The 17134-nt window shown below is 66.9% G+C and carries 14 protein-coding genes; 8 read left to right on the top strand and 6 right to left on the bottom strand.

Annotation, left to right across the window (positions count from 1 at the left end; all coding sequences use genetic code 11):
- Positions 1–9: 9 nt before the first annotated feature.
- The 3 genes from AAG801_RS09375 to AAG801_RS09365 all read right to left on the bottom strand — a co-directional run bounded on the left by AAG801_RS09375 (position 10) and on the right by AAG801_RS09365 (position 2958).
- Positions 10–228, bottom strand: coding sequence for a DUF350 domain-containing protein (locus AAG801_RS09375; RefSeq protein WP_192194230.1), 219 nt, complete (start codon positions 226–228; stop codon positions 10–12).
- 66 nt (positions 229–294) lie between these two features.
- On the bottom strand, positions 295–1773 hold the full coding sequence (locus AAG801_RS09370; protein ID WP_341888151.1) for a DUF4178 domain-containing protein: 1479 nt from the start codon (positions 1771–1773) through the stop codon (positions 295–297).
- Between the two features lie 135 nt (positions 1774–1908).
- Positions 1909–2958 (bottom strand): SPFH domain-containing protein, encoded by a 1050-nt coding sequence (locus tag AAG801_RS09365; RefSeq protein WP_101490731.1) that lies wholly within the window; start codon positions 2956–2958, stop codon positions 1909–1911.
- A gap of 176 nt (positions 2959–3134) precedes the next feature.
- Here AAG801_RS09365 and AAG801_RS09360 point away from each other — a divergent pair, with 176 nt between their 5' ends.
- From AAG801_RS09360 to AAG801_RS09350, 3 genes are all read left to right on the top strand, one after another.
- Positions 3135–5483: an NADP-dependent malic enzyme gene (locus AAG801_RS09360; RefSeq protein ID WP_319358205.1), complete on the top strand. Its 2349-nt coding sequence runs from the start codon at positions 3135–3137 to the stop codon at positions 5481–5483.
- A gap of 180 nt (positions 5484–5663) precedes the next feature.
- The gene (locus tag AAG801_RS09355) at positions 5664–6077 is read left to right on the top strand and encodes a ribonuclease domain-containing protein (RefSeq protein WP_101490729.1); all 414 of its coding nucleotides are present in this window, start codon (positions 5664–5666) and stop codon (positions 6075–6077) included.
- A 50-nt stretch (positions 6078–6127) separates the two neighbouring features.
- Positions 6128–6553, top strand: a complete 426-nt coding sequence (locus AAG801_RS09350) for a barstar family protein (RefSeq protein ID WP_095747788.1) — start codon at positions 6128–6130, stop codon at positions 6551–6553.
- Between the two features lie 327 nt (positions 6554–6880).
- Here AAG801_RS09350 and rsmA read toward each other — a convergent pair whose 3' ends face one another.
- Genes rsmA through AAG801_RS09335 form a run of 3 tightly spaced genes read right to left on the bottom strand, consistent with a single transcriptional unit; the run spans position 6881 to position 11689 of the window.
- Positions 6881–7648, bottom strand: coding sequence for a 16S rRNA (adenine(1518)-N(6)/adenine(1519)-N(6))-dimethyltransferase RsmA (gene rsmA / locus AAG801_RS09345; protein ID WP_341888150.1), 768 nt, complete (start codon positions 7646–7648; stop codon positions 6881–6883).
- A gap of 26 nt (positions 7649–7674) precedes the next feature.
- Positions 7675–9078, bottom strand: coding sequence for a peptidylprolyl isomerase (locus AAG801_RS09340; protein WP_341888149.1), 1404 nt, complete (start codon positions 9076–9078; stop codon positions 7675–7677).
- 19 nt (positions 9079–9097) lie between these two features.
- Positions 9098–11689 carry an LPS-assembly protein LptD gene (locus AAG801_RS09335; protein ID WP_341888148.1) on the bottom strand — a complete coding sequence of 864 codons (2592 nt, stop codon included), beginning with the start codon at positions 11687–11689 and terminating at the stop codon, positions 9098–9100.
- A gap of 132 nt (positions 11690–11821) precedes the next feature.
- Between AAG801_RS09335 and AAG801_RS09330 the strand changes: the two genes are divergently transcribed.
- From AAG801_RS09330 to AAG801_RS09310, 5 genes are all read left to right on the top strand, one after another.
- Entirely contained in the window at positions 11822–12919 is a 1098-nt protein-coding gene (locus AAG801_RS09330; protein WP_341888147.1) for a phosphotransferase, read from the top strand.
- A gap of 79 nt (positions 12920–12998) precedes the next feature.
- On the top strand, positions 12999–13730 hold the full coding sequence (locus tag AAG801_RS09325) for a 16S rRNA (uracil(1498)-N(3))-methyltransferase (RefSeq protein ID WP_341888146.1): 732 nt from the start codon (positions 12999–13001) through the stop codon (positions 13728–13730).
- Between the two features lie 103 nt (positions 13731–13833).
- On the top strand, positions 13834–15189 hold the full coding sequence (locus AAG801_RS09320; protein WP_341888145.1) for a M20/M25/M40 family metallo-hydrolase: 1356 nt from the start codon (positions 13834–13836) through the stop codon (positions 15187–15189).
- On the top strand, positions 15083–15757 hold the full coding sequence (locus tag AAG801_RS09315) for a YidB family protein (protein WP_263864227.1): 675 nt from the start codon (positions 15083–15085) through the stop codon (positions 15755–15757). The genes AAG801_RS09320 and AAG801_RS09315 overlap by 107 nt, the downstream gene beginning before the upstream one ends.
- A gap of 106 nt (positions 15758–15863) precedes the next feature.
- Positions 15864–17042, top strand: coding sequence for an MFS transporter (locus tag AAG801_RS09310; protein ID WP_192194238.1), 1179 nt, complete (start codon positions 15864–15866; stop codon positions 17040–17042).
- The last annotated feature ends 92 nt before the right edge of the window (positions 17043–17134 follow it).

The raw sequence follows: 17134 nt of genomic DNA, 5'->3' as shown, positions 1-17134 counted from the left end.
CCGCGTCGCTCAATGGATTGCAGCAGCCACGATGACGCTGATGCCGAGGCTCATGGCGGCCACGACCAGGGCCAGCGCCATGTTCTGCTTCTCGACGATCTCGCCCCACAGGTCATAGGGGGTGATCTTGTCGATGATCAGAAAGCAGACCCAGAAGACCGCCACGCCGATCAGCGCATACACGAGCGATCCGAGGACCACGCCCGGTTTCAGCCATTCAATTCCCATGGGGACCTCCAGTCGTAGCAATAAAAAGAGATGTGATGAGAGCGCAACGCCTGCGCGCGATCTTCGTCATTTGTGGCCGCCGCCGCTCGAATAGCCGCCGTACGAACCGCCCGAGCTGCGGTAGCCGCTCGAGGAACCGCTGCAGTTGCTCATCATGATCAGCACGAAGATGATGACCACGATGACGAGGATGATCGTGCCGCAGCCCATGCCGGAGGCGGCGCTCACGGGCAGCGCGTCGCCGCGCGAGAACAGGTCTTTCTTGGCGTCGAGCTTGAAGGCCGTGGCCACGGCGCCGCTGTCGATCTTGCTGCCCGAGGACCAGGTCAGCTCGTTGGCCGAGCGCTCCATCGAGAGCAGCGCACCGCCGCTGGCGAAGTCGCGGTTGAAGGTTTTCTGGCCGCGCTCGACCTGCCAGTAGAACTCGCCGGCCACGTAGGTGGTCTCGGCGTTGTAGGCGTACTGCTGCTGGTAGCGCTTGTTGAGGTAGGTGGCGGTGGTGCCGTTCTCGGCCATCACGGGTGCACCGGTGGTCGGCTTGACCATGCTCCAGCCGTCTTCGGCATCGACCAGGAAACTGAAGCCGCGCTTCTTGTTGTAGAGCAGGTACTCGTCCCAGCCGAACTGCTCGTCGTCGCCGGGCTCCTGGCCCATGCGGTGCTGGAAACCCACCACCTGCCACTGCGCGCCCTGCAACTGGCCCATGCTGCCCAGCGCGATGAGCGGGCGCACCGGCTCGTTCTGCTCGGCGTGCTTCAGCTCGCCGCCGATGCCTTGCGACAGGTCGATGATGCTGTTGCACGAGCCGCAGGTGATGCTCTTGCTGTCGGCCAGGTTGACCGTGACGGGCGAGCCGCAGTTCGGGCAGTTGAAGCTGCGGCCCTTTTCGTCCTTCGCGGATTCGTCGCGCAGGCCGGTGAGCTGCAGGTCGTCGAGCTGCACCGAGCGGCCGAGGTACGCGGTGGGCTTGGCGGTGCCGTAGTCGATGCTGAGCACCAGCCCCTTGTCGTTGCGCAGCTCGACCATCGCGAACGGCTTGCCGAGCTCGGGCAGGTGCGACAGTTCGCCCTGCGCGGAGGTCAGCGCCACCTGCTCGTTGGAGGCGACGGTGTAGCTCTGGCCGGCGAAGGCGGTGGTGGCGCCCACGCGCAGGTCGACCGGCGGCGGCGCGGCGCGCTGCAGGTCGAAGGGCAGCGCAAAAACGTAGGCGCCGTTGTCCTCGCTGAGCACACCGGTGCGGTCGCCGTCGAGTGCAGCGATCCACTCGGTCCAGCGGCCACCGGGGTAGGTGTACTGCAGCCGGCCGATCAGCGTGAAGGGCTTGTCCTGGATGCGGCCAGCGGCGAACAGCTGCAGCGGGCTGAAGTCGTCGAACAGCTCGGCCATCTTGCCGGTGCGCGCGAGCGTGTCGCCCTGGCGCACGACGGTGCTCTGGCAGTAAGGACAGACGGCGTGCGTCGATTGCGCCGAGCGGAATTCGACCGGCGCGCCGCAGCCGGGGCAGGGCGCGCGGTAGTAGCGTTGGTTGCCGGTTTCCTCAGCCATGGCACACAGCAGAAGACACGACGGCAACAACGAACGAGGCGGGAGACACCACCGCGGCACCGGCTACGCCGGCCCGCAGGCATCGCCCCCTGCAAGGAGCGGGGAAGAGCGACACGAAACGCGCGAAGCCTGGGGTCAGACCAGCTTCTTGAGCAGTTCGGCCTTCTTGGCGTCGAACTCTTCCTGCGTGAGGATGCCCTTGGTCTTGAGCTCGCCGAGCTTCTCGAGCGTGGTCATCACGTCGGCGGCGCTCACCACGGCCACGGCCGGCTGTTGCGTCGTGGCCGCAGCCTGGGCCGCGGCGTTGGGGCTCAGGCCCTGTGCGAGGTTCTGCGCCAGCACCTGGCCGAGCGCCACGCCGGCGCCCAGGCCCATTGCGTCGCCCGCGATGCCGCCGCCACCGGCCGCGCCTTCGGCGAACTTGGGAATGGCCTGCGCCGTCTGGTACTGCATGAACTTGCCCATGTCGTTGCCGACCATGCCCATGCCGATCTTCTGGTCGAGGATCTTCTGCAGCTCTTCAGGCAGCGAGACGTTCTGGACCGTGATGTTCTCGAGCTTGATGCCGATCTTCTCGAACTCGGGCACCAGCTGGGTGGCCAGCGCGGTCGCAAACTGGATCTGGTTGGCCGCGAGGTCGAGGAAGGGCAGGCCGCTCGAAGCGATGGCGTTGCTGATGTTCTGCAGCACCAGCCCGCGCAACTGGCCGTCGAGGTCGGCCACGGAGTAGATGTCGCGCGTGCCGGAGATTTCAGTGTGGAACAGCTTCGGATCGCCGATGCGGAAGCTGTAGTTGCCGAAGGCGCGCAGGCGCACGGCACCGAAGTCCTTGTCGCGGATCGTGATCGGCTGGGGCGTGCCCCACTTCTGGTCGACCTGCTGGCGCGTGCTGAAGAAATAGACGTCGCTCTTGAAGGGAGATTCGAAGAGCTTGTCCCAGTTCTTCAGGTACGTGAGCACGGGCAGCGTCTGCGTCGTGAGCTTGTACATGCCGGGGCCGAACACGTCGGCCACCTGGCCTTCGTTGACGAACACGGCCATCTGCGACTCACGCACGGTGAGCGAAGCGCCGTTCTGGATTTCCATCTCGGCCATCGGGAAACGCCAGGCCAGCGTGCCATCGCCGGACTCGGTCCACTGGATGATGTCGATGAACTGTTTCTTGATGAAATCCATCAGGGCCATGGTCGTTCCTCTCGAGATGTTGTCGGTTTGTATCCCAGCCGCACATATTGCCACAGGGCTTTGACGGCGCCCCGTGCTTTTGGTCATGCCTGCCACCGGCCATGCGGCGTAGGGCGGTATGGACCCAGGTCTACAATCGGCGCCCCCAGAAGAAGCGCCACCAGGAGCAACGGCACATGTCCGATTCGACCGCATCGTCCCCTTCGACCCCCACCCCGGAAGACAAGCGCGCCCTGTTGCGCCGTGCCGCCCTCGAGTACCACGAGTTTCCCGTTCCCGGCAAGATCGCCATTGCGGCGACCAAGCAGATGGTCAACCAGCGCGACCTGTCGCTGGCCTACTCGCCCGGCGTGGCCGCGCCCTGCGAGGAAATCGTCAAGGACCCGGCCAACGCCTTCAAGTACACCTCGCGCGGCAACCTCGTGGGTGTCATCAGCAACGGCACCGCCGTGCTGGGCCTGGGCGACATCGGCCCGCTGGCCTCCAAGCCGGTGATGGAAGGCAAGGGCGTTCTCTTCAAGAAATTCGCCGGCGTCGACGTGTTCGACATCGAGATCGACGAAAAAGACCCGGTCAAGCTGGTCGAGATCATCGCCTCGCTGGAGCCGACCTTCGGCGCCATCAACCTCGAAGACATCAAGGCCCCGGACTGCTTCTACGTCGAGCGCGAGCTGCGCAAGCGCATGAAGATCCCGGTGTTCCACGACGACCAGCACGGCACGGCCATCACGGTGGCGGCTGCCATGCTGAACGGCCTGAAGGTCGCCGGCAAGAACATCGCCGAAGTGAAGCTGGTCACCTCGGGCGCGGGAGCCGCGGCGCTGGCCTGCCTGAACCTGCTGCTCAAGGTGGGCCTGAAGCGCGAAAACGTGTTCGTCACCGACCTGGCCGGCGTGGTCTACGAAGGCCGCGAAGAGCTGATGGACGACGACAAGCGTCAATACATGCAGAAGACCGACATGCGCAAGCTGTCGGAAGTGATCGCCGGTGCCGACGTGTTCCTCGGCCTGTCGGCCGGCGGCGTGCTGAAGCCTGAGATGGTCGCGAAGATGGCACCCAAGCCGGTGATCTTCGCGCTGGCCAACCCGAACCCCGAGATCGCGCCCGAAGACGCCCATGCGGTGCGCAACGACGTGATCATGGCCACGGGCCGCACCGATTACCCGAACCAGGTCAACAACGTCCTGTGCTTCCCGTACATCTTCCGCGGCGCGCTCGACTCGGGCGCCACCACCATCACCGACGAGATGGAGATTGCCGCGGTGCACGCCATCGCCGAGCTGGCCCAGGCCGAGCAGAGCGAACGTGTGGCGGCTGCCTACGTCGGTGAAAAGCTGAGCTTCGGCCCCGAATACCTGATCCCGAAGCCCTTCGACCCGCGCCTGATGATGAAGATCGCGCCGGCCGTGGCCAAGGCGGCCGAGGAAAGCGGTGTGGCGCAGCGCCCGATCAAGGACATGGACGCCTATCGCGACAAGCTGCAGAGCTTTGTCTACGCCTCGGGCACCACCATGAAGCCGATCTTCGACGCCGCCAAGCGCGCACCGAAGAAGCGCGTGGCGTACTGCGAAGGTGAAGAAGAACGCGTGCTGCGCGCCGCGCAGATCGTGGTGGACGAAGGCCTGGCGCGCCCAACACTCATCGGCCGTCCGGCCATCATCGCCCAGCGCATCGAGAAGTTCGGCCTGCGCCTGAAGGAAGAGCTCGACTACGACGTCGTCAACGTCGAGCAGGACCACCGCTACCGCGACTTCTGGCAGACCTACCACCGCATGACCGAGCGCAAGGGCCAGACGGTGCAGACCGCCAAGATCGAGATGCGCCGCCGCCTCACGCTGATCGGTGCCATGCTGCTGCACAAGGGCGAGGTCGACGGCATGATCTGCGGCACCTGGGGCACCACGCTGATCCACCTGCACTACATCGACCAGGTGATCGGCAAGCGCCCCGGCGGCTGCGAGAGCACCCCGCAAGACGTGCCAGTGTACGCCTGCATGAACGGCCTGCTGTTGCCCGACCGCCAGGTGTTCCTGGTCGACACGCACGTCAATTACGACCCGACGCCCGAGGAACTGGCCGAGATCACGACCATGGCGGCCGAGGAAATGATGCGCTTCGGCCTCAAGCCGAAGGCCGCGCTGCTGTCGCACTCCAACTTCGGCACCAGCAACGAGCCCAGCGCCATCAAGATGCGCCGCACGCTCGACCTGCTGCGCGTGCAGGCGCCCTGGCTCGAAGTCGACGGCGAAATGCACGGCGACGTGGCGCTGGACAGCAAGCAACGCGCGGTCGTCATGCCGCACAGCGCGCTCGCGGGCGACGCCAACCTGCTGGTGTTCCCCAACATCGACGCCGCCAACATTTCTTACAACCTGCTCAAGACCGCGGCCGGCGGCAACATCGCCATCGGCCCGGTTCTGCTCGGCGCGGCCAAACCTGTGCACATTCTCACGGCGAGCGCGACTGTTCGCCGCATTGTGAACATGACGGCCTTGACAGTCGCCGACGCAAACGCCGAGAGATAGGCCATTTGGCGAGAGTGGACGCCAACTTAAGGCGTCGCTTTTCGTCCCGGCGACTGCTCAAACTTTGGGCAGTCGCTTGCTATTTTCGCCAGCGTGGTGCACACTCGCGGGCTTGAATTTGCGGGTTAACCCCGAGGTTGAGCGCAGTTCAAACCCCCCGCTCTTTTCTTGTGGTGCCCCATGGCGGCTTACGCCTCGATCACGTCCTCTGTCACTAAGTTTGCGCTCACCAGCTTGATGCTGGTGGCTCTGACGACGGGGGCCGAGGCCCGCGGATGGTTCGGCGCCGGAAAAACGTCCTCCGAGGAATCAATTGCCCTGACCGATCTCCCGGTCCAGGGCCAGCGAACCTACCAGGCCATCCTTGACGGTGGCCCCTTCCGGTACGACAAAGACGGCACGGTATTCGGCAATCGCGAACGCATTCTGCCCGCGGCACGTCGCGGGCATTACCGCGAGTACACGGTGCCAACGCCCGGCGCGCGCAACCGCGGTGCCCGGCGGATCGTTTGCGGTGGCGAGCAGCGCGCGGCGCCCGAAGCCTGCTGGTACACGGCGGATCACTATGCGAGTTTCAGACGGATTGCGCCATGAGCGATGACAACGACCTGAGCGGCGCCCCGAAGCGCCCCGACGAGATGATGATGACTATGGAAAGACCAGCGGATATGACCTTATCCCTTCGAGCCGTACGCCCGAACATCGTGCAATCGATCCGCGCGTTCCGCGTGAACGACCTGCAGGATGCCGCCAACGCGGCCGGCCAGCACTTCCTGTACGCCAACCTGGGCAACGCCCAGACCAAGCAGGACGTGCTCGACCTGATTGCCCAGCAGTTCACCTTCCCGGCGCACTTCGGCAAGAACTTCGACGCGCTGTACGACTGCATGACCGACCCGTTGCATAAATCGGGCCCGCAGCCGGGTTTCGTCATCGTGCTCGAGCAGATCCCGGCCAACGCCAAGTTCGACAAGGAAGCGCGCGAGCAACTGCTCGACATCTTCCGCGACGCCTCGGACTACTGGGGCGATCGCAAGGTCCCGTTCCGCTGCTTCTATTCTTTTCTGTAGCCCGTTCTGCATCTACCAGCCAAGCAGAACGGGCGAACGAGGCTCAGCCCACCGCTGAAACCCTCGATGGCATCGAAGTCAACCCTGCCGCCACGGCAGCAACCGCGGCGGCCACCGCCGCCAGCACCGAGCCGGCCGGCGAAAAAATGCCGACCGACAAGCTCGTCGACGTGTCGCCCCTGGCGCTGCGCATGAGCAGCCCCTTCAACGCAGGCTACTGGCTGGCCGCTGCGTAAGCAGGCTCGCACGGAGCGGCGCCTACCGAGCGGCAACGCCGGATCGGTGGCACCCTGGAAAGAAAAAATGCCCGTCATCGACGGGCATTTTTCATGGGGGAACGGCTTGGGCCAGTGCGACGTATTCGGCCACCGGCACCTCCTCGGCGCGGCGCTGCGGGTCGAACGCCCCTTCGAAGCCGTGCGTCTCCAGCCATTTGCCCAGCGTGTGCCGCAGGATCTTGCGGCGCTGGCTGAAGGCCACCTGCACGATCTCGCCGAGCCGCGCCGCGTCGACCGCGGGCGGCTGCGCCAGCGGCACCATCCGCACCACAGCGCTGTCCACGCGCGGCGGCGGGTCGAAGCTCTCGGGCGGCACGAACAGCACGTTCTCCATGTCGTAGCGCCACTGCAGCATCACGCTCAGGCGGCTGTAGTCCGAGGTGGCGGGCTTGGCCACCATGCGGTCGATCACTTCCTTTTGCAGCATGAAGTGCTGGTCGGCGATCAGGTGGGCGTAGCCCAGCAGGTGGAACAGGATCGGCGTCGAGATGTTGTAGGGCAGGTTGCCGACCACGCGCAGCGGCTTCGGCTCGGCCTTGGCCGCGAGTTCGGCAAAGTCGACCTTGAGCACATCGGACTCGATGACCTCGAGCTGCGGATGCTCGCGCAGCCGCTTGGCCAGGTCGCGGTCGAGCTCGATGACCGTGAGGCGGCCGAGCCGTTCGACCAGCGGCTGCGTGAGCGCCGCCAGCCCCGGTCCGATCTCGACCATCGCATCGCCGGGCTGTGGCGCGATCGCCTGCACGATCCCGTCGATGATCCCGCCGTCGGACAAAAAGTGCTGTCCGAACCGCTTTCTTGCAATGTGTTGTGCCATCGCGGCCTAGAACGCTGCCGCGGCCATCAGGACTGCGGCGGCTCGCGGAATTCGACGTAGGCGCGCGCGCGCACTTCCTGCACCCAGGTGGTGAAGGCTTCTTCGACGCGCTGTTCGCGCAGCGCGGCGCGCGCGGCTTCGCGCTGCTCCGACTGGCTCAGCTTGGCTTCGCGGCGGCCGACCACCTGGATCAGGTGGACACCGAAGCGCGACACCACGGGGTCGCTGATCTGGCCCGGCGTGAGGCGGTCCATGGCTTCCTCGAACTCGGGCACGAACTGGCCGGGACGCGACCAACCGAGGTCGCCGCCTTCCTTGGCGCTGGCGTCCTGCGAGTTGTCGCGCGCCAGGCCGGCGAAGTCGGCCGTGCCGGACTGCACGCGGCGCTTGAATTCCTGCAGCTGCGCCACCGCCTGAGCGGTCGTGCGCTTGGGGTCGTTCAGCAGCAGGATGTGGCGCACCTGGGTCTGGGTGATCGATGCATCCGACGAACCCACCTGCGTCTTGGTCAGCACCTTGAGCACGTGGAAGCCGGCGCCCGAACGCACGGGGCCGGAGATGCCGTTCACCGCGGTCGATTGCGTGGCTTCGACGAACACCGGCGGGTAACGGTCGGCGCTGCGCAGGCCGAGCGCGCCGCCATTGGCGCGGTCGGGCGAGTCGGAGTTCTCGCGCACCAGCTTGGCAAAGTCTTCGCCGCTGCGCGCACGCTGCGCGAGGTCGGTGGCCTTCTTCTGTGCGGTCGCGATCTGCGCGTCGGTGGCACTCTCGGGCACGGCCACCAGCAGCTGGGCGATGTTCAGGTTGAGCAGGGCGTTGTTCTTGACGGCGCTCTCGCGCTGGTCGCGCAGGTACTCGTCGGCTTCGGTGTCGCTGATCTTGACCTTCGACTCGACTTCGCGGTCGCGCAGGCGGGTGAGCAGCAGCTGGTCGCGCAGGTCGTTGCGGAATTCGCGCGGCGAGATGCCCTCGGCCACGACGCGGCTGCGCAGTTCGGTGAGGCTGATCTCGTTCTGGCGGGCCACGGTCTGCTCGGCCTGGTCGATCGCCACGTCATCGACCTTGATGCCGTTTTCCTTCGCGAGCTGCAGCTGCGCGCGCTCGGTGATCAGGCGCTCCAGCACGAGGCGCGTGAGTTCGGCGCGCGGCACGCGCTCGGCGTCCGGGTTCTCGCGGATCAGGCGCGTGACGCGCGACTGCACCTCGGTGTTGGTGATGGGCTCGGAGTTGACCAGCGCCACGATGTACTCGGCGGCGCGCTGCACCGGCGCCGCCGTGGGAGCGGCAGGGCGGGCCGTCGGCGGCACGATGCGGGGACCGGCGCGCATGATGTCCGTGATGCCGCTGCCGGAACGAAAGCCCTGTGCGCCGGCCGTTGCGGCGATGGCCGCAAGGCAACCCAGGGTGAGGAGGGAACGGATGTGTTTCATGGCGTGAACGGTCGTCGTTTCAGTCGTAATTGGTGAAGCGGCTCGGCGCCTCGGTCGGTTGACGCAGCGGCTGGTAGCGCTGCACGTTCTGCCGCAGGGCCTGCATCGGGCTCGATCCGATGGCGGAGAACCCGACGAATTCGAGCTGGAACATGATGCGGGTGTTGGCCGTGACCTGGCCGGTGGTGATGCGCTGCAGCACCACGCGACTGATCCAGCAGCAGCCGTCGTACTCGACCCCGAGCACGCCGTCGGTGAGCTTCTTGTCCTGCAGGCTGTAGTTCAGGCGGCCCACGGCGTACCAGCGTCCGCCGCCTTCGCCCTTGCCCGGACCGAGGTCCTTGCCCTTGTCGCCCCACAGGTCGTTGAGCGGCCATTGCCAGCCGAAGTCGATCGACTTGTTGCCGTCGGTGGCCGTGGGCGTGCTCGGCGCCTGGTAGCGGAAGGCGGCGCTGAGGTTGCGGTACGGCCCCGGGTTGTAGCGAGCGCTGATCGCGCTGCGCGTGGACCGGCGCGAATCGGGGTTGTACTGGAGCAGCGTGTCCAGGCTCCACTTGGGCGTCCAGTTGATCTGGGCGCCCAGCAGCAGGTCGCTGGTGCGGTCGGTGACCGGTGCGATGCCCGGCAGCGTGACCTTCTGGTCGGCGTAGCGGAAGCGCTGCGCGATGCCGAAGCGCACGGCTTCGACGCCGGTGCCGGGGTCGATCAGGCGCGACGTGACGCCCAGCGTGAGCGCGTTGGTGTCCGAGATGCGGTCGGCGCCCGAGAAGGCGTTCTCGGTGTAGATGGTCGCAAAGCTGAAGTCGTTGGCGGCCGAATCGTAGTTCGGCAGCATGCTCTGGTTGCGGTACGGCGTGTACACGTAGTACGCGCGCGGCTCCAGCGTCTGGCGGAAGGCGCGGCCGAAGTAGTTGGCGTCGCGCTCGAAGATCAGGCCGCTGTCGAGGCTGAAGGTCGGCACGACGCGGTTCGACGAGGTCTGGAAGAAGTACAGCTGGCTCGGGTTGTACGGCATCCCGTTCACATAGTCGATGCCGTTGACCGACACCTTCGGAATGGACGACTGCGGCAGGTAGTAGTTGTACGAGGTCGCGTGCAGCTGCAGCTTGGGAATGACGAAGGAACTCGGCGTGAGGAACGGCCGGCTGATCGCCGCCTGCGCGAACACGCGGTCGCCGTCGGGCTGCGACTGCTGGTTGAGATCGAAGCCGGGCTGGCCCGCCAGGATGCTGTTGACGCGAAAACGCGAGTAGTCGGTGTTCAGCGAAACGTCGAAACCATGCCAGTCGTACTTGGCGTAGTTGGCCGTGATCTGCGGCACGCGGTCATACGAGGGCACGACCGGCGACAGGTTGTACTGCAGCGTCTGGTAGCGCAGGGCGCGCACGGCGCCGCTCCAGTCGCCCTTGACCCAGTTCAGCGAGGCATCGTTCGGCAGCTGGCGCTGCGCCAGCGTCGGCGTGCGCGTGAAGTCGCGCCAGTAGTCGTTGTCGCTGACGCGGTTGATGTTGATGTTCGCGGACAGCGAGTCGAGCCCCAACGCCTTGGCGTCGAAGTCGTGGTGGTGGTTGAGCCACAGGCCCCAGCGCTTGCTGCCGTCGGGCTGCTTGCCGAGGTTCAGGTCCTTGAGCGCGATCTCGCCGTTGTTGAACCTCTGCAGTTGCTCGGCGCGCGCCTCGTTGTAGCGCTGGCCCACGAGGCGGTCGCTGCCCATCAGGTCCAGGCGGATGCTGCCGCTGTAGTCCTTCTCAAGGTAGCGGAATTCGTTGGCCAGGTTGAGCCCGCGCTTGCTCATCAGCGTGGGCGTGATGGTGGCGTCGCGGTTGGGCGCGATGTTCCAGTAGTAGGGCTGCGCGACCTCGAAGCCGTTGGTGTTGTCCAGCCCGATGGTGGGCGGCAGCAGGCCGCTCTTGCGCTCGTTCGACAGCGGGAAGGTCACGCGCGGAATCGGCGGCGTCGTGATGCCCATGAAGCTCATCCGCGCGTCGATGGCGACGCCCTCGTTTTCCTCGGTGTCGGTGGTCAGCGTGGCGGCGGTCAGCAGCCAGGCCGGCATCCAGCCGGGGAAATCTTCGCGGCGGCAGGTGGTGTAGCTGGCGCGCCGCGCGATCGAGACGTTGGAGTCGACGAAGTCGATGCGCTCGGCCTCGCCGTGGCCACCGGTCGAGAGGAAGCGATAGCGCACGTTGTTGAAGAAGCCCTCGAAGGTCTCGAGCTTGAGTTCGAGCTCGGGGCCTTCGTACACGTTGCCGGCCTGGTTGACCCGCACATTGCCGGTGGCCTTGGCGCGGTCGTCGGGCTGGTAGTACTCGAGGCGGTCGGCCGTGATGGCGAGCGGGCCGCGGCGCAGCGTGGCGTTGCCCTCGACCACCGTCTCGAGGTCGGGACGGCCGGAAATGCGGTCGCCGGTGACGAGGCTGGGCAGCTGGCTGCGTTGCGCGGGCGTGAGTGTCTCGGTGAGCAGCGGCGTGCGCTTCAGCGTGAGCGGTCCGTCAAGCACACCGGCCTGCTGGGCAAAGGCGCCATGCGCGTGCAGCAGCGCCAGCGACAGCACGGCCAGTGGCAGCGGCGGGCTCGAACGTCGCAGGGCAGCGCGTGGGGTCGTAGGCATCGATTCGGAACGAAAAATCGTCGGGACGGCGCGGCAAGCCGGCGGGTTGCGGGGTCCGGCAGCCACCCCGCCCGGCCGGATCGGCCTTGAACAGGGGGGCCGCGCCAGGCGGATTTGTAGAATTGATTATCCATGACAGCACCTTCGACCCCGGCGTCCACGACCCCACACCCCGCTCAGGCCATTCTCTGGACAGATCCGCAGCGGGCCGAAGCGTTCCGGGGCTGGCTGGCCGGCATCGCCGAGACTCGGCAGCTGCGCCCGGACACCGTGCGGCTGGCTTCGGCCGACGCCAGCTTCCGCCGCTACTTCCGCCTGGACACCGCCGACGGCGGCACGCGCATCGTGATGGATGCGCCGCCCGACAAGGAAAACAGTGCCCCCTTCGTGCAGGTGGCGCAGCTGATGACCGAGGCGGGCGTGACCGCGCCGCAGGTGCTCGAATGGGACCGCGACCACGGCTTCCTGCTGCTGGACGACCTGGGCCACCAGACCATGCTCGACGTGATCGACCCGGCCCGCCCCGACGCCAACCGGCCGCTCTACGACCAGGCCATCGACGCGCTGATCCGCTGGCAGCTGGCCTCGAAACCCGGCGTGCTGCCGCCCTACGACCGGGCGCTGCTCGAACGTGAACTGGCGCTCTTTCCCGAGTGGTACATCAGCAAGCACCGCGGCGTGGCCGTGGAAGGCCGGCTGAAAGAACGCCTGGACCGCGCCTTCGCGCTGATCGTCGAGAACAACCTCGCGTCGCCGAGCGTGTACGTGCACCGCGACTTCATGCCGCGCAACCTCATGATCGGCAGCGAGGCCGGCCAGCCGCTGGGCGTGCTCGACTTCCAGGACGCCGTCTACGGCCCGATTAGCTACGACATCGCCAGCCTGATGCGCGATGCGTTCCTCAGCTGGGACGAGGAGTTCGTGCTCGACATCACCATCCGCTACTGGAACGCCGCGCGCAAGGCGGGCCTGCCGGTCGATGAAGATTTCGGCGCCTTCTACCGCGCGGTCGAATGGATGGGCCTGCAGCGCCACCTCAAGGTCGCCGGCATCTTCGCGCGCCTCACGCTGCGCGACGGCAAGCCGCGCTACCTGGCCGACACGCCACGCTTCATTGCCTACATCCGCGCCACCGCCAGCCGCTACATGGAACTCACGCCGCTCGTGCGGGTGATCGACGAGGTCGAGGGCACCACGGCCGTCACCGGCTTCGCCTACGGCCGAGTCTGAAGAGAAACTGAAAAAAGCCGAAAAAGAAAATCGCTGTAGCGCCCGCACCACGGGCGCCGTCAGCTCCTGATTTCATAGCATGCCCCGTTTTCACTGCTCCGTGCCGCTGACCGCCGGCGCCAGCCTGGCGTTGCCGCCGGGCGCCGCGCGCCATGTGCAGGTGCTGCGCATGCAGCCCGGCGACACCCTCACCCTGTTCGATGGCGCGGGCGGCGAGTACGCCGCGACGGTCGAACGCATGGGCCGCAGCGAGGTCGCCGTGGCGGTCGGCGCCCACACGCCGGTGGAGCGCGAAGCGACCCGCGCCGTGCACCTCGCGGTCGGCATGCCGGCCAACGAGCGCATGGACTGGCTGGTCGAAAAGGCCACCGAACTCGGCGTGACCAGCATCCAGCCGCTGGCCACCGCGCACGGCGTGCTGCGCCTGTCGGGCGAACGCGCCGAGAAGAAGCGGGCGCACTGGGAAGCCATCGCCGTCGCGGCCTGCGAGCAATGCGGACGCAACCGCGTGCCGGTGATTCATCCGGTGCAGTCCTTCGCGGGCTGGCTCGGCGGTGCTGCCGCCTCCGACGCTGCGGCAACGCGTCTCGTACTGAGCCTGGCCGACGGCACACGCACCGTCGCCGCCGTGGCTGCGGGCACCCCGACCACGCAGCCCGCGCTCGTGCTGAGCGGCCCCGAAGGCGGGCTCAGCGCCACCGAGGAACAGGACGCCATCGCGCGCGGCTTCGCACCAGCCACGCTCGGCGCGCGGGTGCTGCGCGCGGAAACCGCCGCACTCGCCGCGCTGGTGTCGCTCATCGGCGCCTGAGCCGTTCCGGGGGGTTTTCCGCGAGGCGCGAGCCGGGCGCCTGCGGAACAATGGCCGCTTCCCTTTTCTTGTTCAATCCGCCTCCCGGAAGGACCGCTCCCTCATGCCTCGTTCATCCCGCGCGTTTCGTCTCGCTCCCCTCGTCCTGGCCGCGCTGTGCGCGGTGCCCGCCGTCCACGCCCAGAGCCAGGCCGTCGCGCCCACGCCGGCGCAGGTCAGCCCCGCGGTCGACCAGGCCTACACCCAACTCATGGCCTCGCCTGCGATCCGCAAGCTGTTGGAATCGGTCAAGGCCGACCACGAACGCACGGTCGAAGAACTGAAGACGCTGACCGAGATCGAGGCGCCGCCCTTCAAGGAACAGAAGCGTGCCGAAGCCTTCCTGGCGCGCATGAAGGCGCTCGGCCTGACCGACGCGAAGATCGACGCCGAAGGCAATGTGGTCGGCGTGCGCAAGGGCACGGGCAACGGCCCGAAGCTGCTGATCTCAGCGCACCTCGATACGGTCTTTCCGGCCGGCACCGACGTGAAGGTGAAGGAGCGCGACGGCAAGCTTTATGCGCCCGGCATCGGCGATGACACGCGCGGCCTGTCGGTGCTGCTGTCGTGGCTCAAGGTGCTCAACGACAACAAGATCCAGACCGTCGGCGACCTGATGTTCGTCGCCAACGTCGGCGAGGAAGAGCTGGGCAACCTGCGCGGCATGAAGGCCATCTTCCGCGACCACCTCGACATCGACGGCATGGTCGGCCTCGAGCCCTCGCCCGACGGCCACGTGCTGGTGCTCGGCACCGCGAGCCACCGCTACGAAGTCACCTTCAAGGGCCCGGGCGGCCACAGCTTCGGCGCCTTCGGCCAGGTGCCCAGCGCGATCCACGGCATGGGCCGCGCCATCGCCAAGATCGCCGAAGTGCGCACGCCCAGCTTCCCCAAAACCACCTTCACCGTCGGCACCGTGGGCGGCGGCACGTCGGTGAACACCATCGCGCCCGATGCGCGCATGGCGATCGACATCCGCTCGGACGACATGGCCTCGCTGCTCGAGGCCGAGAAGAAGATCCTCGCCACGCTCGACGAGGCCGTGGCGGAAGAGAACAAGCGCTGGAACGTGAGCTCACTGAGCGTTAGCACCAAGCTCATCGGCGACCGCCCGGGTGGCCGCACGGCACCCGACTCGGTGATCGTCGAAGCCGCGACGCGCGCCAACAGTGCTTTTGGCCACAAGACGCTGCTGCGCGGCGGCAGCACGGATGCAAACGTTCCTATTTCGCTGGGCATCCCGGCCATCATCATCGGCGGCGGCGGCAAGTCGGGCGGATTCCACTCGCTGGCCGAGTCGATCGACGTGACAGATGCATGGAAAGGCGCGCAGAATTCGCTCGTCACCGTGCTGGGCTTGGTGGGCGTGCAAGGGGTCAATCCCGCATTGCTTCCCAAACGGCCTGCGCGGACCAAGTAATTTGTCACGATGCCAGCTTGAAAGTGGTCACGCCACCTTCGGCTTGCGGTCCGGGGCGTCGGAAAATGCCGCCGGTTCTGTCACACACCAAGGAAACGCCATGGGATTGCTCGATTCGGTACTCGGTCAGGTGCTGGGAGGCGCTGCACAACAACAGCAGCAACCGCAGGGCGGTGGCCTCGGGGGATTGGGAGATCTCGGAGGCCTCGCCGGCGCCCTGGGCGGTCTGCTTGCCAACAACGGCGGGCAGGGCGGCCTCGGCGGCATGGTCTCGAAATTCGAGCAGGCGGGCATGGGCGACGTGATCGGCTCGTGGATCGGCAACGGTGAAAACAAGCAGGTCTCGGGCGATCAGTTGCAGAACGCGCTGGGCGGCGACACGATCGCCGCCATCGCGTCCAAACTCGGCATCAACGCACAAATGCTGCTGCCGATGCTGGCCACCATGCTGCCGGCCCTCATCAACCAGCTCACGCCGCAGGGCAAGGTGCCCGAGCAAGGCCTCGGCAACCAGGACGACCTACTGGGCTCGCTCAGCGGTCTGCTGCAAGGCAACAAGCCGACCTGACCTGCCAACCGGCGAATTTTCATTCTCAGAATTCCGGCGCCCGCGAGGGCGCTTTTTTTTGGCCGGCGCCTTGCCTTCGTCGGCCAATCGCGTAGAACCGCGCCCCATGAATCGCAATCTGTGGCTCCTGGCCATCTGCCAGGGCCTGCTCCTGACCAACAACGTCACCTTCATCGCCATCAACGGTCTCGTGGGCCTGGGCATCGCGCCGCAGGGCTGGATGGCCACGCTGCCTGTGATGGGCTACGTGGTGGGCGGCGCGCTGAGCACGGGGCTGGTGGCGCGCACGCAGCAGCGCTTCGGCCGCCGCGGCTCGTTCCAGATCGGGCTGGCGGTGGCGGTCGGCTCGGCGCTGCTGTGCGCCTACGCGGCGTCGTCGAAGAATTTCTGGCTGCTGTGCTTTGCCACCCTGGTCGCGGGCTACTACAACGCCAACGCCGGCCTCTACCGTTTCGCGGCGGCCGAGCTGGCACTGCCGGCCTGGCGCGAGAAGGCCGTGTCGATGGTGATGGCCGGCGGCCTGATCGGTGCGGTGGCCGGCCCGAACCTCGCCACCTTCACGCGCGACGCCCTTTCCGTGCCGTTCGCCGGCGCGTACATCGCGCTGGCGGCGGTGGCGCTGCTCTCGATGGCGGTGATGCGCTTCATCGAATTCCCCCCGTCACCGACGCGCAAGGAAGCCGCCGGCGGCAGGTCGCTGGGCGAGATCATGCGGCAGCCCGTGTTCATCGTGGCCGCCGCCGCGGGCGCACTGAGCTACGGCGTGATGAACCTGCTCATGGCCGCCACGCCCATCGCGATGCAGATCTGCAGCCTGCCGTTTTCCGACGCGGCGCTGGTGCTCGAATGGCACGTGATCGGCATGTTCGCGCCGGGCTTCTTCACCGGCCACTTGATTCGCCGCTTCGGCGTGCTGCCGGTGATGGGGGTGGGGCTGGCGCTCAACCTCGGCTGCATCGTGGTGGCGTTGTCGGGCGTGGAGCTGCACCACTTCCTGGTGGCGCTGTTCCTGTTGGGCGTGGGCTGGAATTTCCTGTTCACCGGCAGCACGACGCTCTCGCTCACGGCCTACACCGCCGAAGAGCGCGACCGCGCCCAGGGCGCGCTCAACTTCTGCGTGTTCGCGACGCTGGCGCTGACCTCGTTCGCTTCGGGCGTGCTGGTGACCACGCAGGGCTGGCAGCTGCTGAACTACGGTTCGCTGGTGCCGGTGGTGCTGACCGGCGCAGCGCTGCTCTGGCTCGCGCAGACTCAGCGCAAGCAGGCGCTGGCGGCCAAGGCCTGAGCGACCTCAGGCGGCGAGCGTGGACTCGGCCGCGACCGGAAACCGCCGGTCGAGCCAGCGCTGCAGCGTGTCGAACACGGGCTCCGCGTCCA

This window comes from Variovorax sp. YR752 (genome assembly GCF_943372545.1).
The sequence above is the reverse complement of the archived record's forward strand: the minus strand, read 5'-3'. Positions and strand labels throughout refer to the sequence as shown.

Coding starts and splice junctions, on each gene's coding strand:
- AAG801_RS09350 (WP_095747788.1), top strand. CDS start 6,128: ATGACTATGGAAAGACCAGCGGATATGACCTTATCCCTTCGAGCCGTA.
- AAG801_RS09370 (WP_341888151.1), bottom strand. CDS start 1,773: ATGGCTGAGGAAACCGGCAACCAACGCTACTACCGCGCGCCCTGCCCC.
- AAG801_RS09360 (WP_319358205.1), top strand. CDS start 3,135: ATGTCCGATTCGACCGCATCGTCCCCTTCGACCCCCACCCCGGAAGAC.
- AAG801_RS09340 (WP_341888149.1), bottom strand. CDS start 9,078: ATGAAACACATCCGTTCCCTCCTCACCCTGGGTTGCCTTGCGGCCATC.
- AAG801_RS09325 (WP_341888146.1), top strand. CDS start 12,999: ATGCCCCGTTTTCACTGCTCCGTGCCGCTGACCGCCGGCGCCAGCCTG.
- AAG801_RS09335 (WP_341888148.1), bottom strand. CDS start 11,689: ATGCCTACGACCCCACGCGCTGCCCTGCGACGTTCGAGCCCGCCGCTG.
- AAG801_RS09320 (WP_341888145.1), top strand. CDS start 13,834: ATGCCTCGTTCATCCCGCGCGTTTCGTCTCGCTCCCCTCGTCCTGGCC.
- AAG801_RS09375 (WP_192194230.1), bottom strand. CDS start 228: ATGGGAATTGAATGGCTGAAACCGGGCGTGGTCCTCGGATCGCTCGTG.
- AAG801_RS09355 (WP_101490729.1), top strand. CDS start 5,664: ATGGCGGCTTACGCCTCGATCACGTCCTCTGTCACTAAGTTTGCGCTC.
- AAG801_RS09330 (WP_341888147.1), top strand. CDS start 11,822: ATGACAGCACCTTCGACCCCGGCGTCCACGACCCCACACCCCGCTCAG.
- rsmA (WP_341888150.1), bottom strand. CDS start 7,648: ATGGCACAACACATTGCAAGAAAGCGGTTCGGACAGCACTTTTTGTCC.
- AAG801_RS09365 (WP_101490731.1), bottom strand. CDS start 2,958: ATGGCCCTGATGGATTTCATCAAGAAACAGTTCATCGACATCATCCAG.
- AAG801_RS09315 (WP_263864227.1), top strand. CDS start 15,083: ATGCATGGAAAGGCGCGCAGAATTCGCTCGTCACCGTGCTGGGCTTGG.
- AAG801_RS09310 (WP_192194238.1), top strand. CDS start 15,864: ATGAATCGCAATCTGTGGCTCCTGGCCATCTGCCAGGGCCTGCTCCTG.